At 69.6% G+C, this 23,537-nt stretch carries 19 protein-coding genes and 13 pseudogenes; 12 read left to right on the plus strand and 20 right to left on the minus strand.

Features of this window, described 5'->3' with window-relative positions; translation table 11 throughout:
- Positions 1-221: 221 nt before the first annotated feature.
- Positions 222-1,076, plus strand: a pseudogene (locus G7085_RS02355) (bile acid:sodium symporter family protein); the annotation flags it as partial.
- A gap of 96 nt (positions 1,077-1,172) precedes the next feature.
- On the opposite strand, the pseudogene G7085_RS02360 reads toward G7085_RS02355, so the two are convergent.
- From G7085_RS02360 to G7085_RS02390, 7 genes and pseudogenes are all read right to left on the minus strand, one after another.
- A pseudogene (locus G7085_RS02360) lies at positions 1,173-2,352 on the minus strand (SPFH domain-containing protein).
- Positions 2,353-2,362: 10 nt separating this feature from the next.
- Positions 2,363-2,839, minus strand: a complete 477-nt coding sequence (locus G7085_RS02365; protein ID WP_197509842.1) for an NfeD family protein — start codon at positions 2,837-2,839, stop codon at positions 2,363-2,365.
- The gene (locus G7085_RS02370) at positions 2,836-3,621 is read right to left on the minus strand and encodes an ABC transporter ATP-binding protein (protein ID WP_197509843.1); all 786 of its coding nucleotides are present in this window, start codon (positions 3,619-3,621) and stop codon (positions 2,836-2,838) included. The genes G7085_RS02365 and G7085_RS02370 overlap by 4 nt, the downstream gene beginning before the upstream one ends.
- 297 nt (positions 3,622-3,918) lie before the next feature.
- Positions 3,919-4,690: pseudogene (gene fabI, locus G7085_RS02375) on the minus strand (enoyl-ACP reductase FabI).
- Between the two features lie 15 nt (positions 4,691-4,705).
- Positions 4,706-5,409: pseudogene (fabG, locus tag G7085_RS02380) on the minus strand (3-oxoacyl-ACP reductase FabG).
- Between the two features lie 20 nt (positions 5,410-5,429).
- A complete protein-coding gene (locus tag G7085_RS02385) occupies positions 5,430-5,606 on the minus strand; it encodes a hypothetical protein (protein ID WP_197509844.1) in 177 nt (58 codons plus the stop codon).
- Between the two features lie 78 nt (positions 5,607-5,684).
- Complete coding sequence (locus tag G7085_RS02390; RefSeq protein ID WP_197509845.1) at positions 5,685-6,122, minus strand: hypothetical protein; 438 nt, start codon at positions 6,120-6,122, stop codon at positions 5,685-5,687.
- A 131-nt stretch (positions 6,123-6,253) separates the two neighbouring features.
- On the opposite strand from G7085_RS02390, the pseudogene G7085_RS33885 reads away from it, so the two are divergent.
- The 11 genes and pseudogenes from G7085_RS33885 to G7085_RS02430 form a co-directional block, all read left to right on the plus strand.
- Positions 6,254-6,355 (plus strand): annotated as a pseudogene (locus G7085_RS33885) (hypothetical protein); the annotation flags it as partial.
- A gap of 38 nt (positions 6,356-6,393) precedes the next feature.
- On the plus strand, positions 6,394-6,573 hold the full coding sequence (locus G7085_RS23490) for a hypothetical protein (RefSeq protein ID WP_231979152.1): 180 nt from the start codon (positions 6,394-6,396) through the stop codon (positions 6,571-6,573).
- Between the two features lie 8 nt (positions 6,574-6,581).
- Complete coding sequence (locus G7085_RS02400) at positions 6,582-7,109, plus strand: SURF1 family protein (protein ID WP_331715427.1); 528 nt, start codon at positions 6,582-6,584, stop codon at positions 7,107-7,109.
- Positions 7,091-7,234 (plus strand): hypothetical protein, encoded by a 144-nt coding sequence (locus G7085_RS02405; protein ID WP_197509848.1) that lies wholly within the window; start codon positions 7,091-7,093, stop codon positions 7,232-7,234. Before G7085_RS02400 ends, G7085_RS02405 begins: the two co-directional genes overlap by 19 nt.
- A 129-nt stretch (positions 7,235-7,363) precedes the next feature.
- Positions 7,364-7,477 (plus strand): annotated as a pseudogene (locus G7085_RS31860) (putative RNA methyltransferase); the annotation flags it as partial.
- 158 nt (positions 7,478-7,635) lie between these two features.
- Positions 7,636-8,277 (plus strand): methyltransferase domain-containing protein, encoded by a 642-nt coding sequence (locus G7085_RS02410; RefSeq protein ID WP_197509849.1) that lies wholly within the window; start codon positions 7,636-7,638, stop codon positions 8,275-8,277.
- Positions 8,278-9,400: 1,123 nt separating this feature from the next.
- Positions 9,401-9,532, plus strand: coding sequence for a hypothetical protein (locus G7085_RS29140; protein ID WP_269451750.1), 132 nt, complete (start codon positions 9,401-9,403; stop codon positions 9,530-9,532).
- Positions 9,533-9,822: 290 nt separating this feature from the next.
- Positions 9,823-10,344, plus strand: a pseudogene (locus G7085_RS23495) (ATP-binding protein); the annotation flags it as partial.
- Between the two features lie 367 nt (positions 10,345-10,711).
- Positions 10,712-10,765: pseudogene (locus G7085_RS33890) on the plus strand (hypothetical protein); the annotation flags it as partial.
- A 124-nt stretch (positions 10,766-10,889) separates the two neighbouring features.
- On the plus strand, positions 10,890-11,993 hold the full coding sequence (locus G7085_RS02420) for a glycoside-pentoside-hexuronide (GPH):cation symporter (RefSeq protein ID WP_331715909.1): 1,104 nt from the start codon (positions 10,890-10,892) through the stop codon (positions 11,991-11,993).
- A gap of 431 nt (positions 11,994-12,424) precedes the next feature.
- A pseudogene (locus G7085_RS02430) lies at positions 12,425-13,881 on the plus strand (alpha-amylase family glycosyl hydrolase).
- Between the two features lie 43 nt (positions 13,882-13,924).
- Here the strand turns inward: G7085_RS02430 and G7085_RS02435 are convergent.
- From G7085_RS02435 to G7085_RS02485, 13 genes and pseudogenes are all read right to left on the minus strand, one after another.
- Positions 13,925-15,349 (minus strand): annotated as a pseudogene (locus G7085_RS02435) (phosphoglucomutase/phosphomannomutase family protein).
- Positions 15,350-15,521: 172 nt separating this feature from the next.
- Positions 15,522-17,118: pseudogene (locus G7085_RS02440) on the minus strand (ABC-F family ATP-binding cassette domain-containing protein).
- A 42-nt stretch (positions 17,119-17,160) separates the two neighbouring features.
- Entirely contained in the window at positions 17,161-17,406 is a 246-nt protein-coding gene (locus G7085_RS23500; RefSeq protein WP_231979153.1) for an EamA family transporter, read from the minus strand.
- Positions 17,406-17,657 (minus strand): EamA family transporter, encoded by a 252-nt coding sequence (locus tag G7085_RS23505; protein ID WP_231979154.1) that lies wholly within the window; start codon positions 17,655-17,657, stop codon positions 17,406-17,408. Before G7085_RS23505 ends, G7085_RS23500 begins: the two co-directional genes overlap by 1 nt.
- A 40-nt stretch (positions 17,658-17,697) precedes the next feature.
- Entirely contained in the window at positions 17,698-18,039 is a 342-nt protein-coding gene (locus G7085_RS23510; protein ID WP_231979155.1) for an EamA family transporter, read from the minus strand.
- Positions 18,036-18,341: an alpha/beta fold hydrolase gene (locus G7085_RS02450; RefSeq protein ID WP_197509854.1), complete on the minus strand. Its 306-nt coding sequence runs from the start codon at positions 18,339-18,341 to the stop codon at positions 18,036-18,038. Before G7085_RS02450 ends, G7085_RS23510 begins: the two co-directional genes overlap by 4 nt.
- On the minus strand, positions 18,317-18,841 hold the full coding sequence (locus tag G7085_RS02455) for an alpha/beta fold hydrolase (RefSeq protein WP_197509855.1): 525 nt from the start codon (positions 18,839-18,841) through the stop codon (positions 18,317-18,319). The genes G7085_RS02450 and G7085_RS02455 overlap by 25 nt, the downstream gene beginning before the upstream one ends.
- 129 nt (positions 18,842-18,970) lie before the next feature.
- Positions 18,971-19,363: a metal-sulfur cluster assembly factor gene (locus tag G7085_RS02460; RefSeq protein WP_197509856.1), complete on the minus strand. Its 393-nt coding sequence runs from the start codon at positions 19,361-19,363 to the stop codon at positions 18,971-18,973.
- The gene (gene sufU / locus G7085_RS02465; protein ID WP_197509857.1) at positions 19,363-19,806 is read right to left on the minus strand and encodes a Fe-S cluster assembly sulfur transfer protein SufU; all 444 of its coding nucleotides are present in this window, start codon (positions 19,804-19,806) and stop codon (positions 19,363-19,365) included. Before sufU ends, G7085_RS02460 begins: the two co-directional genes overlap by 1 nt.
- 6 nt (positions 19,807-19,812) lie before the next feature.
- Positions 19,813-21,049, minus strand: a pseudogene (locus G7085_RS02470) (cysteine desulfurase).
- A 194-nt stretch (positions 21,050-21,243) separates the two neighbouring features.
- Positions 21,244-22,005, minus strand: a complete 762-nt coding sequence (sufC, locus tag G7085_RS02475; RefSeq protein ID WP_197509858.1) for a Fe-S cluster assembly ATPase SufC — start codon at positions 22,003-22,005, stop codon at positions 21,244-21,246.
- Between the two features lie 13 nt (positions 22,006-22,018).
- Positions 22,019-22,381: a non-heme iron oxygenase ferredoxin subunit gene (locus G7085_RS02480; RefSeq protein ID WP_197509859.1), complete on the minus strand. Its 363-nt coding sequence runs from the start codon at positions 22,379-22,381 to the stop codon at positions 22,019-22,021.
- Positions 22,378-23,456, minus strand: a pseudogene (locus G7085_RS02485) (SufB/SufD family protein). The gene G7085_RS02480 and the pseudogene G7085_RS02485 overlap by 4 nt, the downstream one beginning before the upstream one ends.
- Positions 23,457-23,537: the final 81 nt, after the last annotated feature.

Raw genomic sequence — 23,537 nt, forward strand, 5'->3', positions numbered from 1 at the left:
GCTGGGTGACGCCCCCGACGAGGCTGGGGCTCCTGCCCGGCACCATGCGGGCCGAGCTGCTGGCCGACCCCGCCCTGATCGGGCCGCTACCATCCACGAGGATGAGTTCACCGTCGCGCAGCTACGCGGGCGGAGCGCGTGGTCCTCACCAACGCGCTCAGAGGAATCATGGAGGCACGCGTGGAGGACGGGACGTGAAGCTGAAGCTCGACCCCAACCTGATGGTGATCCTCGGGGCGCTGGCCCTCGGGTTGCTGCTGCCGGTCAGCGGCGGCTCGGCCGAGGTGCTCGACGTCGCCACGAAGGTCGCCATCTTCGTGCTGTTCTTCGGCTACGGCGCCCGCATGTCGACGGCGGAGGCCCTGGCAGGGCTGCGCAACTGGAAGCTGCACGTCGCGATCCTCGCCACCACGTTCGTCATCTACCCGCTCGTCGCGCTGCCGATGATGTGGCTGCCCGAGTCGGTGGCCTCGGGCCCCATCCGGATGGGCCTGATCTTCCTGTGCCTGGTGCCCTCCACTGTGCAGTCGTCGATCACGTTCACCTCCCTTGCCGGCGGCAATGTCGCCTCCGCGATGGTGTCGGCGACGGCGTCCAACGTGCTGGGCGTGATCTTCACGCCGCTGCTCGTGATCCTGATGATCCCCGACGCGGGTGGAGGCACGGTCGGTTTCGCGCAGGTGTGGGACGTCGTGCTGCAGCTCCTGCTTCCGTTCATCCTCGGTCAGCTCTCCCGGTTCGCGACGGCCGGGTTCATGGCGCGGCACAGGGCGCGCCTGAAGTTCCTCGACCAGGGCATCATCTGCCTGATCGTCTACGGCGCGTTCTCCGACCTGCGCGTCTCCGGCGTGTGGCGACAACTGCAGCTGAGCGACCTGCTGGTCGTCGTCGCGCTCGTCGCCGTGCTGCTGACGTTGATGTTCTGGCTCACCTGGAGTATGGGCGGCTGGTTCGGCTTCCCCCGCGGCGACCGGATCGCGCTGCTGTTCTGCGGCACCAAGAAGTCGCTCGCCACCGGCGTGCCGATGGCGAGCGTGCTGTTCAGCGGGCCCATCGTGTCGGTGCTGGTGATCCCGCTGATGCTGTACCACCAGTCGCAGCTGATCGTCAGCTCGATCCTGGCGGGTCGGCTGCGTGCCTCCGCCCCGGAGCCCCGGGCGGGGAGGCGTGACTCAGGGCGTCCGGTAGCTGTCGGGCGCGCCGGTGCCCGGCTGGCTGCCCAGCTCCACCTCTGCAGGCGTGGCGGGTCCGGCCTGCCCGAGCGCCGGCAGGTCCGGCAACCTGCCGCCTCCGCCCTTCTCCAGCTTGCGGGCGTCGGCGATGGCCTTCTCGACACTCGCCGTCGAACGGGCCTTGTCGCGCTCGGCCTGCGCCCGGATCTCGGCGTGCACGTCGACCTTCTCGGGCGCCAGGAACCTGCCCGCCGCCTTCGAGAGATAGTCACGCACCTCGGGTGCGCCGCTGACCTGGCCGAGGCCCTTGAGTGCGTCGTTGAGCTCGGACGGCACGATCCACACCTTGTTGGCGTCACCCTGGGCGAGCCGCGGGAGCATCTGCATGTACTGGTAGGCCAGCAGCGCCTGGTCGGGTTCGGCTGCGTGGATCGCGGAGAACACCGTCGAGATGGCCTGGGCCTCGCCCTCGGCGCGCAGCATCTGCGCCTGCCGCTCGGCCTGCGCCCGCAGCACCTGGGCCTCCCGCTCACCCTGGGCGCGCAGGATGGCGGATTCGCGGTCGCCGCCGGCCGACAGGATCATGGCCTGCCGCTCGCCCTCGGCGCGCAGGATCTGGGCGCGCTTGTCGCGCTCGGCCCGTGCGCCCTTCTCCATCGCGTCGCGGATGGTGGGCGGCGGCTCGATGGCCCTCAGCTCCACCCGGTTGACCTTGATGCCCCACTTGCCGGTGGCCTCGTCGAGCACCATCCGGAGCCGCTGGTTGATCTCCTCGCGGGAGGTGAGCGCGGCCTCGAGGTCCATGCCGCCGATGATGTTGCGCAGCGTCGTCATGGTGAGCTGCTCGATGGCGGCCCGGTAGTTCTGGGCCTCGTACGCGGCGCGCACCGGGTCGACGATCTGGAAGTAGATGACCGAGTCGATGGAAACCATCAGGTTGTCCTCGGTGATCACCCCTGGGCGGGAACGGCACGACCTGCTCGCGCATGTCGAGGGTGTAGCGGATCCGGTCGAAGAACGGCACCACGAGGTGCGGGCCGGGCTCCAGCGCCTTGCGGTACTTGCCGAGGCGCTCGACGAGCGAGACCTGTTGCTGACGGATGATCTTCAGCGTCGCACCCAGGAGCAGCACGACGACGACGGCGAGTGCGATCAGGATGACGATGGACGGCTCGGGCATGGGATCCTCCTCAGCTGGTGAGCGGTCGCGACAACGGATAGACGATCAGCGTGATGCCCTCGAGGCCGAACACCTCGATCGGCTCACCGGGTTCGATCAAGACGGCGGGATCGAAGGAACGCGCCTCCCAGTCCTGGCCGTCCACCTTGACGGATCCGCCGACGGCGGTCACCGTTCCGGTGGCGATCCCGGTGGACCCGACGAGCGAGTCGAGGGAGGAACGGTAGCCGGGTGCGTTACGGACGCGGGCGAGCAGCGTCGGGCGCAGCAGGAACAGCGTGGCGATGGCGGTGACCACCGCGACGGTGATCTGGAGCCACACCAGTGCGGGGAAGATGAGGGCCACGAGGCCGCCCGCGAGGGCGCCACCGGCCACCATCAGGAGGGTGAGGTCGAGCGTGAGCAGTTCGGCCGCCGCCAGGCCGAGCGCCGCCACACCCCAGGCCGCCCAGAGGTTCGTGCGGATCCACTCGACCAGATCGCTCATCGCCTGCTCCTGGCTCCCCACCTGCCGTCGCGACGCTCCACGACGAGCGGCAGCCCGAAGGTCGCGCTCAAGTTCTCGTCGTTGAGGGTGTCGGAGATCGGGCCGGACGCCACGATCCCGCCGTCCTTCAGCAGCAACGCGTGCGTGATGCCGTCGGGGATCTCCTCGATGTGGTGCGTGACGAGCACCGTCGAGGGTGAATCGGGATCGAGGCACAGCTCCGAGAGCGTGTCGACGAGGGCCTCCCGGCCCGCCAGGTCGAGGCCGCTGGCCGGCTCGTCGAGCAGCAGCAGTTCCGGGTCGGTCATCAGGGCGCGCGCGATCTGGGTGCGCTTGCGCTCGCCCTCGCTCAGCGTCCCGAACGTCCGGTCGGCGAACTGGTCGATGCGAAGCGACGCGAGCAGCCGCTCGGCGCGGCCCAGGTCGTATCCGTCGTAGTCCTCACGCCAGCGTCCGACGATGGCGTAGGCGGCCGACAGCACCACGTCGCGGACCTTCTCGGCCCCGGGGATGCGCTCGGCCAGCGACGAGGAGGACATGCCGATGCGGGGTCGCAACTCGAACACGTCGACGGTGCCGACCACCTCACCCAGCAGGCCGACAACGCCCTCGCTGGGGTACATCTGGGCACCCAGCAACGCGATGAGCGTCGTCTTCCCGGCGCCGTTGGGGCCGATGACCACCCAGCGCTCGCCCTCATCCACGATGAGTTCGATCTCCTTGAGCAGCACCGCGTCTCCACGCCGCACCGTCACACCCGCAAGTTCAGCCACCGCCGCCATGTCGTCAAACCTACCGGAAGCCGCCAACCCGTGGCTCAGGCGCGCCCCATCGGCCGACCGACGGATCCTCCGGGGAGCGCGAGCGCCGTCTTCGAGGCGTCAGGTTCCGGCCTCGCCCAGTGGGAGGCCCTCGCACGGGCACGGCGGCGGGGCCGGGTGGCGTTCGTCGGCGAGCCCACCGTCGACGTCAGCCGGCACATCATCGACAAGCAGCTGACCAACCACGGCTCGTGGGTGACGTCGACGCGGCGGCCGACTGGGGACGACCCGGAAAGTTCGCGATCACCTGGTGAGGCGTCAGGCCCCGGTCGAATGCAGGCCGCCGTCGACGTGGACCATCTCACCCGTGGTGGAGGGGAACCAGTCGCTCAGCAGGGCGACGATCGCCTTCGCCGAGGGACGGCGTCGGACGGATCCCAGCCGAGCGGGGCCCGACCCGCCCAGATGTCGTTGAACGACGAGGCGCCGGGGATCGCCTTCTTGGCGACCGTGTCGACGGGGCCGGCGGCCACCAGGTTGCAGCGGATACCGTCGGGCCCGAGGTAGCGCGCGAGGTAGCGCGACGTCGACTCCAGCGCGGCCTTCGCAACGCCCATCCAGTCGTAGGTGGGCCATGAGACGGTCGCGTCGAACGTGAGGCCGACGACGCTGGAGCCCGGAGGCATCATCGGCTTGGCCGCCATCGTCAGCGACTGCAGCGAGTACGCGGAGATGTGCAGGGCCGTGGAGACGGCGTCCCACTGGGTGGAGAGGAACTTGCCGCCGAGCGCGGATTCGGGGTCGGCATAGGCGATCGAGTGGACGATGCCGTCGAGGCGGTCGCCGAAGTGCTCCGACAGCTTCTCGGGCAGCGCGGCGAGGTGCCCGGGGTCGGTGACGTCGAGCTCGATCAGCGGGGCACCGTGTCGAGCTTGGCGATGGCGCGCTGCGCCGGCGCGACGGCACGGCCGGCGGCCGAGACGACGACGTTGGCGCCCTCACGGGTCGCGATGTCGACCACCGCGTACGCGATGGAGGTGCGCATCGTCACGCCGGTGACGAGGATGTTCTTGCCTTCGAGGATTCCCATGCTGGTTTGCCTTTCTCAGTGACCCATGCCGAGGCCGCCGTCGACAGGCAGCACCGCACCGGAGATGTAGGAGGCGCCGTCTCCGGCGAGGAACAGTGCGGCGGCGGCGACGTCGTCGACCGAGCCGAGCCGGCCCGCGGGGATGCGGGCCTTGTAGCCGGCGATCACGTCGTCGCCGAGCACCGCGGTCATGTCGGTCTCGATGAACCCGGGGGCGATCACGTTGGCGGTGACGTTGCGGGTGCCGAGCTCGCGGGTGAGGCTGCGGGCCATGCCGACGAGCGCCGACTTGCTGGACGAGTAGTTGATCTGGCCGGCCGACCCGAGGAGGGCGACGACCGAGGAGACGAGGATCACCCGGCCGAAGCGGGCGCGCATCATCGCGCGGCTCGCGCGGCGCACGACGCGGAAGGTGCCGGTGAGGTTGGTGTCGATGACGGTGTTCCAGTCGTCGTCGGACATGCGCAGCAGCAGGGTGTCCTTCGTCACGCCCGCATTGGCGACGACGATCTCGACCGGGCCGAGTTCCGCCTCGATCGTGGCGAACGCCTCGTCGACCTGGCCCTGGTCGGTGATGTCGCACACCACCCCGAGGACCCTTCGGGCACGTCTCCCGAACGGTAGGTCGCCGCGACGCGGTAACCGGCGTCGCGGAACTGTTCTGCGATGGTGCGCCCGATGCCTTTGGAGCCACCGGTGACCAGGACTACTCGTGAAATATCTGCCACGGGAGCCAAACTTACCGCAGCGGGTCAGTTGCACCGCGATGCGACGAAACCGGTGATCCCCTTGTCCGGGCGGTCCGTCTCCAGGTTCCAGGACTCCTTGGTGCGGGCCCCATCAGGTGGCAGGCCAACTGGTTGATCGAGGTGGCCGTGTCGAGAACGTCGGTGCGCCTCGGGTGCAGCGCCAGCACCTCCTCCATCATCCTGGGGCAAGGGCGACGGCGCCGACCGGGTCGGCGGGGCCAGATCGCGGGCCAGCCGGGTGGGCGTCACGAGGATCCTGGTGTCCGACTCCCACTGCGCCGACTCCACGAGCCGGGTACCCGCGTCGAACGTGACGGCGGTGGCGCCGTCGGGGACGTCGACGACCAGTGTCGCTCCCCGTCCACGAACGGCGCCCGGGCCAGGTCGCCGTCGGCCAGCGTCGCGATGGGTCGGGTCAGCAGGCCTCCATCGGCGAGCAGCACCCGGCCCGCCACCTCCTGCCGGTCGGCGCCGTCGACACCGACGAGGGCGGCACCGACCGGGAGGGTGACTGTGAGCGACCCGTCGGGGTGAACCGCGATGGTCGCCCCCGCCGGCATCCACAGGTTCGCCCCGCCGAGCGTGATGCCCTCGGTCAGGGCCGGGGTCGACGCCGTCGCAGACGGCGTGGTCGACGGCCACCTCACCGGCGTCGGCACCGGGCTCAGCACCGGCGTGGGCACCGGCACCGGTCCGGGTACGCAGGCCCGAGCGCGAGGGTCGCGGCTACGGAGACGACGACGGCGGAGAGGCGTGCCATCCCGCGAGGATATCGGGCGGCGCCGAGCGGCGCGGGCGGCACTAAGCTGTGCCCATGGCACGCAACAGCGACGCGACGCTGATCACGAACGCGGGTCACAGCCAGTCCCTGGCGCTCGCCGAGCGTCAGAAGCGCTACCTCATCACGATGGGGGTCCGCACCGGCTGTTTCCTCGCGTTCCTGGTGGTGCCCGGATGGTGGAAGCTCGTGGCACTGGGGCGGCGGCGCTGCTGCCCGCATTCGCGGTGCTGTTCGCCAACAACCAGGACCATCGGGCGCCCTCTACGGTGCCCGGGGACCAACCGGCGTCGTCGCTCGCGATCACGTCGGGCGAGGTGGTGCAGGGCACCGTTGAGGAGGAGTCCGACAAGTGAGTCGCCAGGTGAAGCGGTGGATCGCGATGGGCGTGTTCGTCGCTGTCCTCGTCGTGACGTTCATCCAACTGGGCGAGTGGCAGTTGCGACGCCTGGATGAGCGGAGGGCCTCCAACGCGACGGTCCAGACGCACGAGGCGCTGCCCGTGCAGCCGTACCAGGACGTGATGACCGGGGAGATCGGCGACGCCGACCAGTGGTACCGCGTCTCGGCCACCGGTGCCTACACGGGCAGCCAGTTCCAGGTGCGGTACCGCTCCCTGGACGGCGCCTACGGCAGCGAGGTCGTCGCCGTCCTGAAGACGGACCGGGGCGACAACCTGCTGGTCAACCGCGGGTTCCTGACCCGTGAGCCGGGGCACCCCGACGGCGTGATGCCCGACACCACCCCGGGACGGTCACCGTCACCGGGTACGTGCGCCGCAACGACCGTGGCGATGCGGACGCGATGGTGCCGCACGAGGACCAGATCCGGTTGCTCAACTCGGATGCCATCGCCACCGCCGTCGGAGAGCCTGTGGTCAACGGCTACCTGACGCTGATCGCGTCCGACCCGGAGGAGACGGCCGGCCTCCTGACGATCCGCCGCCGAACCTGCTGGATGAGGGGCCGCACCAGAGCTACGCATTCCAGTGGTTCGCGTTCACCGCCATCGCCGTGATCGGGCTCGGGGTGCTGATCCGCGCCGACGTGCGTGACCGGAAGAAGGCCAGGGCGAAGGAGACCGTTGCGGAGGCGGCTGAGGCGGGGCGGCCGAGGACTCCCCTGTCGCCACCCCGGAGGAGGTGCGGTGAGCGGTCTGGGCTGGACCCGCTGCCCGCACTGCCATCTCCCGCTCGAGCCCGTCGGCCGCACGCTGCGCTGCGCCGCCGGCCACAGCTTCGACCTTGCCCGGCAGGGGTACGTGAACCTGCTCGGACGCACGCCGCCCGTCAACGCGGACACCGCGGAGATGCTGGACGCGCGGGCCCGGTTCCTCGGGGCCGGTCACTACGACGCGATCGCCGATGCGGTGGCCTCCGCCGTCGAGGCCGCCGTCGCGGGGCTGCGCTCGCCCCGCCGGTGGAGAAGGGCGGCCCCACACCGACCGACCCCACGACGGTCAGCCGCTCCCCCACCCTGTGCAGAAGGGCGACCCCACGACGGTCAGCCGCTCCCCCACCTGGTGGAGGTGGGGCGGGCACCGGCTTCTACCTCGCCCATGCGCTCGAGCGGTGCCCGGAGGCTGAGGGCCTCGCCAGCGACGTCTCCGTGCCCGCGGCGAAGCGCGCGGCGAGGGCCCACCCGCGGGCGGCGTCGATCGTGGCGGACACCTGGGCCGGGCTGCCGCTCATCGACGGGGTCGCCGACGCGATCATCTGCGTGTTCGCTCCCCGGAACCCAACCGACTTCGCCCGCGTGCTCCGCCCCGGCGGCGGCCTGATCGTCGCCCAGCCGGCGCCTGAGCACCTGGGTCGGCTGCGCTCGACGCACGGGCTGCTCGCAGTCGGTGAGGACAAGGCCGAGCGGTTGGGCGCGGCGTTCCCCGGTTGGGAGACCGCCGGAACGACACGGGTCCGCCGGACCGCATCGCTCACGGCCGACGAGGTGCGTGACCTGATCGCGATGGGTCCCAACGCATTCCACCGCGTGCCCGCCGAGATTGCGGCGACCGAGGTCGAGATCGCGGTCGACGTGGTGCACCTGGTCCGCCCCGTTCCCTGACCCGCCCTCCGTCACCCCACCCCGACCGTCCCTCGCGAGCCGGGCATCCTGGAAAAATGGGCCAGTAGCCGATTCTGATCGGTCTGCCTGGAAGAAGTGACCACTGACCCGCCCCTCCCCCTGCCGAACCCCACGGAAAAATCGGCCAGTAGCCGATTCTGAACGGTCTGCCAGAAAGAAGTGACCACTAGCCGGACGTGCTCGGGATCCTTGGCAGCAACGGGGACGGCGAGGTGCTCGCCAAGTTGCACAGTCGGGCCCGGGTCCGAAGGCACCCTGTTGCGGAGACCACCGTCATCGTCTGTCACCAGCCGTAGAGCACGGGGTGCCTCGTGTTCAGGTTGGTTGTCGCCGGCTCGACTGCTGAGACGGCGTCGTTACGGCTCTTGCCAGGGACGCGGACGGTCAGGCATTTGTCGGGTCGCACTGCCGGGTGCCGGTTGGCCGGGCGTTGAGATTCTTGGCAACAACCCGGACGGCGGAGCCCCCGACCGGTTGCGCTGCCGGCTCCACATCCCGGGCGTCGGGTTAACAGACACCTGCCGTGCCGATGGCAGCGTTGTTCCTTGTCACCTGCGGTAGAGCACAGGCGCCGGGTGTGGGTTGGTATCCGCGGCGACGGGTGGGTGTCGATGACGGGGGTGTCTGTGGGCGGGCCGGGACGAGGGTCAATGGCCACTATTTCCAGCAGGACCGATCAGAATCGGCTACTGGCCGATTTTCCCGACGGGACCGGGGCTGTGCGTCGGGACCCCGGGTGAGCATGACAGGGCAGGCCGGGACGAGGGTCAGTGGCCAGTATTTCCAGCAGGACCGATCAGAATCGGCTACTGGCCGATTTTTCCGGGTCGGCGCGGCTCTCCGGCGGCCCGGGCTCACCGGGCACCAGTTTCGCGCCGGCGTGTCGGCCGTTCGGCGCAACGGCCCCCCGCGACCCGGTGCGCACCCCGGCGCCCCCTACGCTGGGGGTCATGGACATCGACGACGATCTGCGCGACTTTCTCCGCCAGTTCAGCCGCATCGGGGAACTGGCGAACATCGCACAGCAGCTCGACGCCCCGGCGAGACCCTCGACGAGGCCCTGTCCGCGCATCTCGGCCGCCCGGCCGAGGGCATCGCGACGGTGTCGAAGGAGATCGCGGCCTACCGGTTCGCCGACTACGACGTCGCCTTCGAGCTCCTCGGCGGCCCGACGCCACCCTCCTCGGCATCGGCGGCGGCGACATGCGCCACCACAACTCGCTCTCCGACATGATCGGTAACCGCTGGAACCGGCTCCCCGTCGGACAGGTCGACTGGGCCGACGTCGCCGTCGGCCCCACCGAGACCCGCCGCGTGGTCGCCCTGGGCATCCGCCTCTTCCGCTTCCGCGACCAACCCGTCGCGGTGCTCACCCGCCGGAGCTCCCGCATGCACGGCAACGGCACCGGCGTCGTCGAGGTGCTCTGCCCCGACAGCCAGGCCGCGAGCGACCTGATCGCCGAGGCGACCCGGCTCGCCACCGAGCACTCGGTGCTCCGCGGCCACGTCGTCAGCCTCGAGATGATGGGGTACGAGGGCGAGGGCGACGGCTACCGGTTCCACGTGCGACCCGACCTGCCCGCCGAGGCCGTCGTGCTCCCGGAGGGCACCCTCGAGCGGGTCACCGGGCACGTGCTCGGCGTCGCCACCCACGCCGACACCCTCCGCCGCTACGGTCAGCACCTCAAGCGGGGCGTCCTGCTCTACGGCCCACCCGGCACCGGGAAGACCCACACCGTCCGACACCTGCTGTCGGCGGCGCGCGACCACTCGGTGATCCTGCTCTCCGGCCAGACCCTCGCCCTCATCCGGCAGGCCACCTCGATCGCCCGGCACCTGCAGCCCGCCATCGTGGTGCTGGAGGACTGCGACCTCGTCGCCATGGAGCGCGGCTTCGACCCCTCCGGTCAGCCCCTGCTGTTCGAACTCCTCGATGCGCTCGACGGCCTCGACGCCGACACCGACATCGCCTTCGTGCTGACCACCAACCGGGTCGACGTGCTCGAGGAGGCCCTCACGCAGCGGCCGGGGCGGGTCGACCTCGCAGTCGAGATCCCGCCACCCGACGAGGAGGCCCGGCGCAGGCTGCTGGACCTCTACCAGGGAGGCGTCACGTTCTCCGAGTCGGCGCTCGATGAGGTGGCGCGGCGCAGCAGCGCCCGCACAGCGTCGTTCTTCAAGGAGCTGATCCGTCGGGCCGTGCTCTACGCCGCCGAGGACGGCCTCGAGCCCACCGACGTGCACCTCCTGTCGGCGCTCGGAGCGCTGCAGTCAGATCAGGAGACGCTCTCGCGCAACCTCGTCAGCGGCTTCATCGACCCCACCCCGAAGGGTTCTGATGGGAAATCGGCTGGGCTTCGGGCTCGGCACCCTCGGCCGCGATGCGCTCGCGGCGATGGTGTCGATGTTCCTCATGTTCTACCTCACCGACGTGCTCGAGATCTCCGGCGTGCAGTTCGTGGCGGTGAGCGTCGTGATGGTGGTCATGCGCGCCTTCGACGCCATCAACGACCCGTTCATGGGGTCGTCGTCGACAACACCCGCACCCGGTGGGGCAAGTTCAAGCCGTGGATCCTGCTCGGCGCCGTGGCGTGGGCGGCACAAGCCTCCTGATGTTCGCCGACTTCGGCGTGCGCGGCTGGGGCTTCGTGGTGCTGTTCACGATCGTGTATCTCGTCTACGAGATCTCCTACACCATCAACGACATCTCGTTCTGGTCGATGTTGCCTGCGCTGACCGACGATCAGGCCGAGCGTGAGCGGATCGGAGCGCTCGCCCGCGTCTTCGCCAACATCGGCCTCTTCGCGGTCGTGGTGGGCATCCTCCCCGTCACGAACGCGCTGACGGAGGTGCTCGGCTCGGACGAGGCCGCCTGGTTCGCCGTGGTGGTCGTGCTGGCCATCGCCATGCTGGCCTTCCAGTCCCTGACGCTGCTGTTCGCCCGCGAGCAGGTCAACGCCCCCCAGGAGAACACCCGGGTCATCGAGCTGTTCAAGGTGATCGGCCGCAACGACCAGCTGCTCTGGGTGACGCTCGCCATGGTGCTGTTCATGACCGGCTATGGCATCACCACCTCGCTCGGCGTCTACTACTTCAAGTACATCGTCGGCGACGAGGGCGCCTACTCGATCTTCGCCGCCATCCTCGCCGTGGCCCAGATCGGCGCCCTGCTGTGCTTCCCGCTGATCTCGAAGAGGTTGCGACGCGGCCAGATCCACCTGCTCGCCACCTCGCTGATGGTGCTCGGCTACATCATCTTCCTGTTCTCCGCCGGGTCGCTGGTGGTCACCGGCGTCGCCGGTGTGCTGATGTTCTCCGGCCAGGGCATGATCCAGCTGCTCATGGTGATGTTCATCGCCGACAGTGTCGAGTACGGCGAATGGAAGCTCGGCCGCCGCAACGAATCGGTGACGTTCTCGCTGCAGCCGTTCATCTACAAGCTCAGCAACGCCATCGCCGTCGCCGTGGTCAGCGGCACCGTGCTCATGACCGGCATCGACGGCGCGGCCTCGGCCGCCGACATCGACACGCAGGAGGCCTGGCTCTTCCGGCTCTCGATGATGGTCGTGCCCGCCCTGCTGGTCGCGGTCAGCTTCGTGGTGATGCGGCTGAAGTACGTGATCGACGAGGAACGCTACGGCCGGATCCTGGCCGACCTGACCGTGCGGAGGGCCGCCCATGTTGACGAGGAATAGCACCGTCTCCGACGTCTACGCGACGCCGCTCGGGCACGACGCGATCGACAAGATCCTGCTCCAGTCGGCCGCCCCGCGCGCGCTCGTGAAGGCGATCGGACGGCTCCGGCTCTCGACGCTGGACCGCCTGGCCCGCCGCTTCACCGGCCCAGGGTTCGTCGACGCGTTCATCGACCTGGTCAACTCCGAGCCGGAGCGACCTGTGGTCGCGCCGGCCCCCGACCCGGCCCCGTGGTGGATGGAGGCCGTCTTCTACCAGGTCTATCCGCGCTCGTTCGCCGACTCCGACGGCGACGGCATCGGCGACCTGCGGGCATCATCGACCACCTCGACCACCTGGCCGACCTCGGCGTCGACTGCCTCTGGCTCTCCCCATCTTCGACTCCCCCAACCAGGACATGGGCTACGACGTCTCCGACTACCGGGCGGTGATGGCCGAGATGGGAACCCTGGCCGACCTCGACGAGCTGATCGCGGGCTGCCACGAGCGTGGCATGCGGATCATCCTCGACCTGGTGGTCAACCACACCTCCGACCGGCACCGGTGGTTCCAGGAGGCGGTCCGCGACCCCGACGGCCCTACGGCGACTACTACTTCATGGTGCCGGGCACCCGGAGACGCCACCGAACAACTGGACCTCCTTCTTCTCGGCCCCGCCTGGCGGTGGATCCCGGAGGCGCGGCGGTGGGCGCTGCACCTGTTCGCCGACGGCCAGATGGATCTGCGCTGGGACAACCCGGCCGTGCGGCGCGAGGTGGCCGACATCGTCGCCTGGTGCAGGACCGCGGCATCGACGGCTTCCGGCTCGACGTCATCAACTACATCTCCAAGCCTGACGGTCTCCCCGACGGTAACCCGTTCGTGGGCGGCCTGATGGGTTTCGTGGGCGTCGAGCACTACTTCTACGGCCCGCGGCTCGGCGAGTTCCTGCGCGGCCTGCGGCGCGACGGCTTCACCCGACGCGCGGCCCCACCTCGACCCCGCGCGTCAGGCTGGCCGACGGCTCGCTCGGCGATCCCTGCCCCGGATCCGGTGGGCGTCATGGTCGGCGAGACGCCGGGCATCGGCATCCAGCTCGGCCGCATGCTGAGCGGCGGCGGCCGCGACCAGCTCGATCTGATCTTCAACTTCGACATTCTCGACACCCCGGGCCACACGCGCTGGGACGACTACCGCTTCGATCCCGAGTACCTCAAGCGCTTCTACCGCGCCTACACCGGCGAGCTCGGCCCCAACGACTGGATCGCCGTCTTCCTGGACAACCACGACAATCCGAGGATGCTCAGCAAGCTGGCCGACGGCGCCGAGTCGGATCCCGCGGTGCGCACCGCCGTCGGGAAGCTGCTCGCCACGCTCCAGCTCACGATGCGGGGCACCCCGTTCCTGTTCCAGGGCAGGAACTGGCGGCGGTCAACCAGCCCTTCCGGGGCCTGGACGACCTGCGCGACGTGGAGTCGGTCAACCGGTACGCCCAGCTGCTGGGCGAGGCCGTGGGGCCGGCCGCGGCGTGGCGCCAGATCCTGGCCGGGGCCCGCGACCACGCACGGGTGCCGATGCGCTGGACGCCGGAGGGCGGCTTCACCGCCGGCACCCCCTGGCTGCCGGGTCACGATGATGCCCCGGGTTCTCCGCCGCGGAGCAGGCGGCCGACCCCGACTCGGTGTACTCGTGGCACCGCGCCCTCATCGGGCTGCGCCGCCGCCACCGTGCCCTGACCCTGGGCGACCTGGCCTGGGTCAGGCCCGAGGCGAGGGCTACCTCGCCTACACCCGCTCCCTGGGCGACGAGCGGTTCCTCATCGAGTGCAACGTGACGCCCGAGCCGCTGCGCCGCCCCGGCACGGGCTCGACGCCACCCCGCTGCTGGGCGGGAACGCGGACGCGCTGATGGCCCCTGGGAGGCGACCATCAGCGCGATCGGTTGATCCGGGTCAGAGGCCGAGGAAGGCCCTGAACTCCTCACAGCAGCGCTCGGCGCGCTCCCGGTCTGGCATCTCGCAGAAGATGCGCAGCAGCGGCTCGGTGCCGGAGAAGCGGGCGATGATCCAACCCTCCTCGAAGTACACCTTGCAGCCGTCCTCGTAGGACGTGCGCACGACCGGTTCGCTGAAGGTCGGGAGGTCCTTCTCCACCATCAGGGTGTCGAGGATCTCCGCCTTGCGCTCCGGGTCGAACGGGAAGTCGGTCTCGGCCATGTAGTGCGGCGGGAACTGGCCGACGATCTCCTCGTAGATCTGGCTCATGGGCTTGCCGACGACGGCGATCATCTCGACCAGCAGCGCGGCGGCGTAGATGCCGTCCTTGCCGGAGATGTGGCCGCGCACCGTCAGGCCGCCGGAGCTCTCGCCACCGATGACGGCGTCCGTCTCGAGCATCTTCCCCGAGATCCACTTGAAGCCGACCGGCACCTCGTAGGCGTTCTCACCAAACATCGCGGCGACGTCGTCGAGCAGCGACGTGGTGGCCACGTTGCGCACAACGGCGCCCTTCCAGCCCTTGTACTTGAGCAGGTAGTAGTAGAGGATCACCAGCAACTGGTTGGGGTGCAGGAAGTTGCCCTTGTCGTCGATGATGCCGATCCGGTCGGCGTCACCGTCGGTGGCGATCCCGAGGTCGCACCTGTGCTCGACGACGTAGCGGGAGAGGGCCCGCAGCGTGTGCGAGGTGGGTGAGGGCAGCCGGCCGCCGAACAGGGTGTCGTGGCGGTCGTTGATCACCTCGACGTCGGCACGCGCCGTCATGAGGATCGTCTGCAGCGAGGTCTTCGACACGCCGAACATGGGATCGAGCGCGATCTTGAGGCCTGCCTCCCTGATCGCCTCCATGTTGACCTGCGCGATGATCGAGTCGATGTAGCCGTTGAAGGTGTTGATCTCCTCGATCTGGCCGGTGGAGATCCCCTTCGGGTACGCGACCGACGCGATGTCGGCCTCCGCGGCCCCTCGAGGCCCTCCATGCGGCGCTCGACGTCGAGCGTCACGTCCTCGTCGGCGTCCTTGCCGCCGCGTGTGAACACCTTGATGCCGTTGTAGAGCGCGGGTTGTGGGAGGCGGTGATCGCCATGCCGTAGGGCAGGTTCTGGTCCTTGACGGTCCACATGATGAGCGGGGTCGGCGCCTGGGCGACCTTGATCACCTTGGTGGGGATGCCGTAGCCCGCGAACACCTCCGCGGCCCAGCCGGCGGCCACGTCGGACAGGAAGCGCCGGTCGTAACCGATCACGATCCCTCCGCCGCTACGCCCTCGTCCACCATCCGCGTCGCGAGGGCCGCGCTGAGCAGCCTCACGTTCGCCCGGATGAACTCGTCACCGATGATCGCCCGCCATCCGCCGGTCCCAAAACTGATTCGCGCCATGTGCTCAACACTAGACCCGTGCCCACCCTGGGACCCTCACCGGAGCGAGCGAATGCGCAGAGTTGCTGCGCGGCGCGCTCATCCGGTTTGCGCGCATCGGGCACGCACCTGACCGGGCGTCGCCGCCCCGGCCACCCCGCCTGCGGGCGCGGCCACCGGCGGCGTCGGAGGGCTAGGCGAGGTCGACGAGCTCCGCGTAATCCTCCGACCACAGGTCCTCGACGCCGTCGGGCAGCACGAGCACGCGGTCGGGCTGCAGCGCCTCCACGGCACCGGGGTCGTGCGTCACCAGGACGACGGCGCCCGCGTAGGTGCGGATCGCGTTGAGCACCTCGGCCCGCGAGGCGGGGTCGAGGTTGTTGGTCGGCTCGTCGAGCAGCAGCACGTTGGCGGCCGAGACCACCAGCATCGCGAGCGCGAGCCTGGTCTTCTCTCCACCGGAGAGCACCTTGGCGGGCTTCTCGACGTCGTCGCCGGTGAATAGGAACGAGCCCAGCACCTTGCGCACGTCGGTGTCGTTCAGGTTGGGCGACGCGGAGACCATGTTGTCGAGCACCGAGCGGGTGACGTCGAGCGTCTCGTGTTCCTGCGCGTAGTAGCCGAGCCGTGCGCCGTGGCCGAGCTCGACGCGGCCCGAGGTCGGGTCCTCCATGCCGGAGAGGATCCGCAGCATCGTCGTCTTGCCCGCGCCGTTCAGGCCGAGGATGACGACCTTCGAGCCGCGGTCGATCGCGAGGTCGACGGCGGTGAACACCTCGAGCGACCCGTACGACTTGCTGAGGTCGAAGCCACGCAGCGGCGTCTTCCCGGACGGCGACGGATCGGGGAAGCGGATCTTGGCGACCTGGTCCTGGGCGCGCTCCCCTCCACCCCGGCGAGCAGCCTCTCGGCGCGCTTGGCCATGTTCTGGGCGGCGACGGCCTTGGTGGCCTTCGCGCGCATCTTGTCCGCCTGCGCCATCAGCTGGGCGGCCTTGCGCTCGGCGTTGGCCAACTCGCGCCTCCGGCGCTTCTCGTCGGTTTCACGCTGCAGCAGGTAACGCTTCCAGTCCATCGAGTAGAGGTCCATCTCGGCCCGGTTGGCGTCGAGGTGGAACACCTTGTTGACGACGGCGTTCAGCAGTTCCGTGTCGTGGGAGATGATGATCAGCCCGCCGGAGAAGCCCTGCAGGTAGCTGCGCAGCCACACGATGGAGTCCGCGTCTAGGTGGTTGGTGGGCTCATCGAGGAGCAACGTGTCCGCGTCGGAGAACAGGATGCGCGCCAGCTCGATGCGGCGCCGCTGGCCGCCGGAGAGCGTCTTGAGGGGCTGGCCCAGCACACGGTCGGGCAGGCCGAGGTTGGACGCGATGCGCGCCGCCTCCGACTCGGCAGCGTATCCGCCCGCGGCCAGGAACGCGGCCTCGGCGCGGGCGTAGGCCGCCATCGCCTCATCGCGCTCCGCGTCATCGGCCGAGGCCATCGTCTCCTCGGCGCGACGCATCCGGCGCATGGCCTGATCGAGGCCACGGGCGCCGAGAACACGGTCGCGTGCGATCTGCTCCGGATCTCCCGAGCGGGGTCCTGCGGCAGGTAGCCGAGCTGTCCGCTGCGCGTGACGGCGCCGCCTGCGGGCTGCGACTCACCGGCGAGGATCCGGGTAAGGGTCGTCTTGCCCGCGCCGTTCCGGCCAACGAGACCGATCCGGTCGCCGTCGATCACCTGGAAGCTGATGGGAGACAGCAGCAACCGGGCCCCTGCCCGCACCTCGATATCCTTGACCTGTAGCACCGACCCATCTTCGAGGGTCGCGACCGAATAACCAAACCCGGCTCAGCCGCGGCGGCGCCGTCCGAGCAGCACCGCGTCGACGGCGAACGCGGCGATGGCGACCCAGACGAGAGCGAACCCTGCCCACCGGCTGGCCGGCATCGGCTCGTGGAACACCAGCCAGCCGAGCAGGAACTGCCCGACCGGCGCGATGTACTGCAGCATCCCGAGCGTCACCATCGACACCTTGCGGGCCGCGTCGGCGAACAGCAGCAACGGGATCGCGGTGACGATCCCGGTGGTGGCCATCAGGAACCAGTAGCCGCTGAACGGCGCGACGGTCGATTCCCCGGTGGCCCGAGCCAGATCAGGAACCCCAGCGCGATCGGCAGCACCGCGCCCGTCTCGAACGCGAGGCCGGGGGTCGGCTCGACCGACCGGCCCGCGAGCTTCTTCACGAGCGAGTAGGTGCCGAAGCTCAGCGCGAGACCCAACGCGATGAACGGCACCTGGCCGTACCCGACGATCAGCACGACGACGGCGAGCGCCCCGAAACCCATCGCGATCCACTGCCCGGGCGGAGTCGCTCCCGCAGCACGATCACCCCAGCGCGGTCACCGCGAGGGGGTTGATGAAGTAGCCGAGCGCGGCGTCCAGCGTGCGGCCGGTGTTGACGCCGTAGACGTAGAGGCTCCAGTTGGTGGCGATCAGGACGCCCGCCACCGGGAGGGTGAGCCGCATCCTGCGATCGCGCCAGATGCGCAACAGCCCGTCGAGCCTGCGCAGCGCCGCCAACAGCAGCAGGCAGAACACGAACGACCACAGCGCGCGGTAGGCCACCACCTCGAGCGCATCGGAGCGGGCGAACAGCGCGAAGTACAGCGGGAACAATCCCCACAACGCGTACGCCGCGAATCCGCTGCCAAGGCCGTCCCGTCTCACCCGATGAGGCTATCCGGCCGACGCTGCCGACCCCAATCGGCCACGGGCCTCAGCCGAGACGCCCCACGAAGTCGACGATGGCGCCCTCCCACAGGGCGGCGTGTGAGTCGTTGGCCCGTGCGGGCGCCCTCGAGGACGACGAGGTCGGCGTGACGCACCAGCCCGGGCATCCTCGCCCCGGAGGCGCCGATGGGGACGTTCTGGTCGCCGTCGCCGTGCAGCACGAGGCAGGGCACCTCGATGGCCGCCACCTGGGCGCGCAGGTCGGTGGCCCAGATCAGGATGCACGCCGGGCCGGCCACGGGGCTCGACCGGTGTGCGATCTCCAGCGCCCGGGCGCGGACCTCGCCCGGCACCTGCAGCCCGCCCTCGGCGGTCGAGAAGAAGGTGGTGATGAACGAGTCGAGGAACCCGTCCCGGTCGTCGGTGCAGGCCCGCGACATCTCCTCGAACGCGGCCCGCGGCATGGCGCCGTCCGGGTTGTCGTCGGTGATGCACAGCGCGGGGTGATGCCACCGGAGAAGATCACCGCCGCGACCCGCTCGTTGTGCCCGCCCGCGAGGTGGGCCGCCTCACCCGCGCCCATCGAGAAGCCGAGCACGACCGCGTCGTGCAGGTCGAGTTGCTCGAGCACGGACGCGGCGTCGGCCGCCAACGTGCGGTAGTCGTAGCCGGTGGCCGGCTTGTCGGACGCGCCGAAGCCCCTCCGGTCGTAGGTGACGACGCGCAGGCCCGCGGCGGTCAACGCCGGGATGTTGCGGTCGAAGGCCGCACCGGAGAGCGGCCAGCCGTGGATGAGCACCAGCGGCCGACCCTCTCCCCGGTGTCGGTGTAGTGAAGGGAGACGCCGTCGGGCGTTGTCAACTGTGGCATCGCGCTCCTCCTTGAGTACTGGGCCTCAGCCTAGCCCCGACGCGCTGCCCGGGAGGGGTTACAGGTTGTACCCGATGGCGCGCAGCTGCTCGCGGCCGTCCTCCGAGATCATCTCGAGCGTCCACGGCGGCAGCCACACCCAGTTGATGGTCACCGAGTCGGTCAGCGGGTCGAGCACGTACTTGGTGTCGTACTCGATCTTGTCGGTGAGCGGGCAGGTGGGCGAGGTGAGCGTCATGTCGATCGTGACGTCGCCGGCCTCGTCGACCTGCACGCCGTAGACGAGGCCCAGGTCGACCACGTTGACCATCAGCTCGGGATCGACGACGTCCTTCATGGCCTCCAGGATCTCGTCCTCGCTTGCGATCACGCGCTGCGGCGCGGAACCGAGGTCGACGTCGGGCAGGTCGTCCCTGACGAGGTCGCTCGGCCTCTGTTCGTGCGTGTACATCAGTTCTCCTTGGTGGTGGCTTGCAGGGTGGCGTCGCGCATGGCTGACCACCCGAGGAGGGCGCACTTGACGCGCGCCGGGAACTTGGAGACGCCCGCGAACGCGATGGCGTCCTCGAAGACGTCCTCGTCGGGCTCGATGCGGCCCTGGGACTGCATCATCTCCAGGAAACTGTCGTGCAGTTCCAACGCGTGCGCGGTGGAGCCGCCGATCAGCAGGTCGCCCATCACCGAGGTGGAGGCCTGGGAGATGGAACAGCCCTCGGCGTGGTACGAGATGTCGGTGATGGTGTCGCCGTCGATGTGGACCCGGAGCGTCAACTCGTCGCCGCAGGACGGGTTCACGTGGTGCACCTCGGCGTCGAACCCGTCGCGCAGCCCCGCGTGGTGCTTCTCGCGGTAGTGGTCGAGGATGATCGTCTGGTAGAGCTCGTCGATGTTCATGGTTCCTCAGAACTTCGGTGCGAAGTAGTTGCGGGTGAAGACCAGCGCGTCCGCGAGCGCGTCGATCTCCGCCGTTGTCGTGTACAGGTAGCTGGACGCCCTCGTGGAGCTCTGGTGCCCGAGCCGCTTGTGCAGCGGGCGGGCGCAGTGGTGGCCGCCCCGGATCGCGACGCCGCGCGAGTCGAGCACCTGCATCACGTCGTGCGGGTGCACGCCGGCCAGGTTGAACGACAGCGCGCTGCCGCGCTCGACGGTGTCGGTCGGGCCGAGCATGACGAGCCCGTCGATCGCCGTGAGCTTGGCCAGCGCATAGGCGGTCAGCTCCTCGTCGTGGGCCGCGACGGCGTCCATGCCGAGCCCCATGAGGTAGTCGACGGCGGCGCCGAGACCGACGGCCTGCGCGATCGGAGGGGTGCCCGCCTCGAAGCGGTGTGGAGGGCGGCGTAGGTCGAGCGCTCCATCTCGACGACCTCGATCATCTCGCCGCCGCCCAGGAACGGCGGCAGCTCGGCGAGCAGGTCGTAGCGGCCCCAGAGGACGCCGATGCCGGTGGGACCGACCATCTTGTGGCCGGTGAAGGCGACGAGGTCGGCGCCGAGCGCGACCACGTCGGTGGCCTGGTGCGGAACCGCCTGCGACGCGTCGACCACCATCACGGCACCCACGGCGTGGGCCTTCGCCGCGATGTCGGCCACCGGGTTGCGGGTTCCGAGCACGTTGGAGACCCAGGTCAGCGACACCACCCTGGTGCGCTCGTTGATGAGCCCCTCCCGCTCGGCCTTCCCGAGGTCGAGGCGGCCCTCGTCGGTGACGTCGAACCAGCGGAGCGTGGCCCCGCTGCGCTGGCAGGCGAGCTGCCACGGCACGATGTTGGAGTGGTGCTCCATGACGGAGATGACGACCTCGTCGCCGGGCCGAAGCCGCGAGCCGAGCGTGGCGGCCGCCAGGTTCAGGGCCTCGGAGGCGTTCTTGGTGAAGACGATCTCCTCGGCGCGCGGGGCTCCGATGAACGCCGCGACCTTGCCGCGGGCGCCTTCGAACGCCTCGGTCGCCTCGGCGCCCAGTAGGTGCATGGCGCGGGCGACGTTGGCATTGTGCTCGAGGTAGTGCGCCGCCATCGCGTCGACGACCTGGCGGGGCTTCTGCGAGGTGTTGGCCGAGTCGAGGTAGGCGAGGGGTACCGCCCCACCCTGCGCTGCAGGATCGGGAAGTCGTTGCGCACCGTTTCGACGTCGTAGCTCATGGTTCCTTCTCGCTGGTGGGCATCCGGTGCCCGGGGAGGGTCACCGACAGTCCGGTTCAATTATCGTCGACGGGTCCGGCGACGGCACCGCTGTCCTCCGCTGGCGCAACCGCCGCAGTCCTCCGGCGGGAGCCCCGCGGCGAGGCACCCGGCCGGCGGTGCCGGGGGCGCTTCGCCGCGGGATCGGGCACGCGTCAGGCGGAGACGGCCTTGACGTACTCCTCGTAGCCGTTGGCCTCGAGCTTGTCCGCCAGCTCCCTGCCGCCCTCGTCGACGATCCTGCCGTCGACGAACACGTGCACGAAGTCGGGCTTGATGTGGCGCAGGATGCGGGTGTAGTGCGTGATCAGCAGCACGGCGCGCTCACCCTTGGCCGAGTAGCGGTTGACGCCCTCCGCGACGACCTTGAGGGCGTCGATGTCGAGGCCCGAGTCGGTCTCGTCGAGGATCGCGGCCTTGGGGTCGAGCAGCTCGAGCTGGGCGATCTCGTGGCGCTTCTTCTCGCCACCGGAGAAGCCCTCGTTGACGGAGCGGGCCGCGAACGACTTGTCGAGGTCCATGCCGCCGAGCACGCGCTCGACGTCCTTGACCCAGGTGCGGACCTTGGGGGCCTCGCCGTCCAGGGCGGTCTTCGCGGTGCGGAGGAAGTTGGCGACGGAGACGCCGGGCACCTCGACCGGGTACTGCATGGCGAGGAAGAGGCCGGCGCGGGCGCGCTCGTCCACCGTCATGTCGGTGAGCTCGACGCCGTCGAGGGTGACGGAGCCGGAGGTGATGACGTACTTCGGGTGGCCGGCGATGGCGTAGGCCATGGTCGACTTGCCGGAGCCGTTGGGGCCCATGATGGCGTGGATCTCGCCCGGGTTGATGGTCAGGTTGACGCCCTTGAGGATCTCCTTGTTGCCCTCTTCGGTGATGACGTCGGCGTGCAGGTCCTTGATGACGAGCGTGGACATGTCTTCTTGACTCCTAGTTGTTCTCAAAATTCAAGGGGTTGTCGGGATCGACGAGGATGTCGTCTCCCTCGATGCGGACCGGGAACACCCGGACCGGCTGGGTGGCGGGCAGGTTCAGGGCCTTGCCGGTGCGCAGGTCGAAGGTCGAGCCGTGGAGGTAGCACTCGATGGTGCAGTCGACCACGTCGCCCTCCGACAGCGGCACCTTCGCGTGGCTGCACTCGTTCTCGATCGCGTACAGCTCGCCCTTGTGTCGCACGAGCGCGACCTCGAGTTCGCCGTCGTCCTCCCGCCCGGATCCCGTCTCCGGGACCTCACAGGCGAGGGGGACGTCATCGACGAGTTCGTCGATGGTGGCGACGACGACGTAGGTCACGCGTCGACCGCGGTGCGGGTGGTGCCGTGGACCAGCGCCAGCTCGCGCTCGACCTGCTCCAACAGCTTGCGCTCGATGTGCTCGACGCCGACCCGACGGATGATGTCGTTGAAGAAGCCGTGCACGATGAGGCGACGCGACTCCTCCTCGGTGATGCCGCGGCTCATCAGGTAGAACAGCTGGTTGTCGTCGAAGCGGCCCGTGCTGGAGGCGTGGCCCGCGCCGAGGATCTCGCCGGTCTCGATCTCGAGGTTCGGCACGGAGTCGGCCTGGCAGCCCTCGGTGAGCACCAGGTTCTTGTTCGACTCGTAGGTCTCGATGCCGAGCGCCGCCTTGCGGATCAGCACGTCACCGATCCACACCGAGTGCGCGCCCTTGCCCTGCAGCGCGCCACGGTAGTCGACGTTGGACTTGGTGTTGGGCTCGTTGTGGTCGACGAACATGCGGTGCTCGACGTCCTGGCCCGCGTCGGCGAAGTAGAGTCCGAACTGTTCCAGCTGGCCGCCCGGGCCCTTGTAGCGGGCGCGCTCGGCGATGCGGATGGCGCGGCCGCCCATCGAGGCGTGCACGGTGCGGACGCGGGCGTCGCGGCCGACCTCGATGGAGATCTGGCCGCCGTGGATGGTGTCCTCAGCCCAGTCGTTGACGTAGACCAGGTTGACCTGGGCGCCGTCGGCGATGCGGAAGTCGTACTTGCAGGAGTACTGCGCGGTGCCCTCGAAGCGGAGCACGAGGGTGGCCTTGCTGTGCGTGCCGAACTCGGCGACGAACGTCTCGGCGGCCTGCTCACCCTTGCCGGTGGCGACGAACACGATCGGCTCGTCGATCTCGGTGTCGGCGGGAACGCGCAGCAGCGTGGCGCGGCCGGTGCGCTCGGCGGCCAGCGCCGAGATCCGGTCGACCGGCGGCTCGATCGCGAGGAGACGGGCCTCCTCGCGGCTGATGGTGGAGAACTGGACGCCCTCGGGCAGCTCGCCCTTCCAGTCGAGCTCGCCGAGGGTCCCACCCTCGACCAGCAGCGGCTTGAAGGTCCGGACGGGGTGAACCGCCAGATCTCCTCGCGGCCGGTGGGCATGGGGTGCTTCTCGACGTCGTAGCTGGGCTCCGGGTGGAGGTGCGACTCGATCGTCTCGATCGCCCCGGCGACGTTGGGCAC

This window comes from Tessaracoccus coleopterorum (assembly GCF_011174705.1).
GTDB classification, from domain to species: Bacteria; Actinomycetota; Actinomycetes; order Propionibacteriales; family Propionibacteriaceae; genus Arachnia; species Arachnia coleopterorum.

Bases quoted from the DNA above. Each gene is read 5' to 3' on its own strand.
- G7085_RS02365 (WP_197509842.1), bottom strand. From the start codon at position 2,839: ATGAGCGATCTGGTCGAGTGGATCCGCACGAACCTCTGGGCGGCCTGG.
- G7085_RS02460 (WP_197509856.1), bottom strand. From the start codon at position 19,363: ATGTACACGCACGAACAGAGGCCGAGCGACCTCGTCAGGGACGACCTG.
- G7085_RS23500 (WP_231979153.1), bottom strand. From the start codon at position 17,406: ATGGCCACCACCGGGATCGTCACCGCGATCCCGTTGCTGCTGTTCGCC.
- G7085_RS02370 (WP_197509843.1), bottom strand. From the start codon at position 3,621: ATGGCGGCGGTGGCTGAACTTGCGGGTGTGACGGTGCGGCGTGGAGAC.
- G7085_RS23490 (WP_231979152.1), top strand. From the start codon at position 6,394: ATGGTGGAAGCTCGTGGCACTGGGGCGGCGGCGCTGCTGCCCGCATTC.
- sufU (WP_197509857.1), bottom strand. From the start codon at position 19,806: ATGAACATCGACGAGCTCTACCAGACGATCATCCTCGACCACTACCGC.
- sufC (WP_197509858.1), bottom strand. From the start codon at position 22,005: ATGTCCACGCTCGTCATCAAGGACCTGCACGCCGACGTCATCACCGAA.
- G7085_RS23505 (WP_231979154.1), bottom strand. From the start codon at position 17,657: ATGGGTTTCGGGGCGCTCGCCGTCGTCGTGCTGATCGTCGGGTACGGC.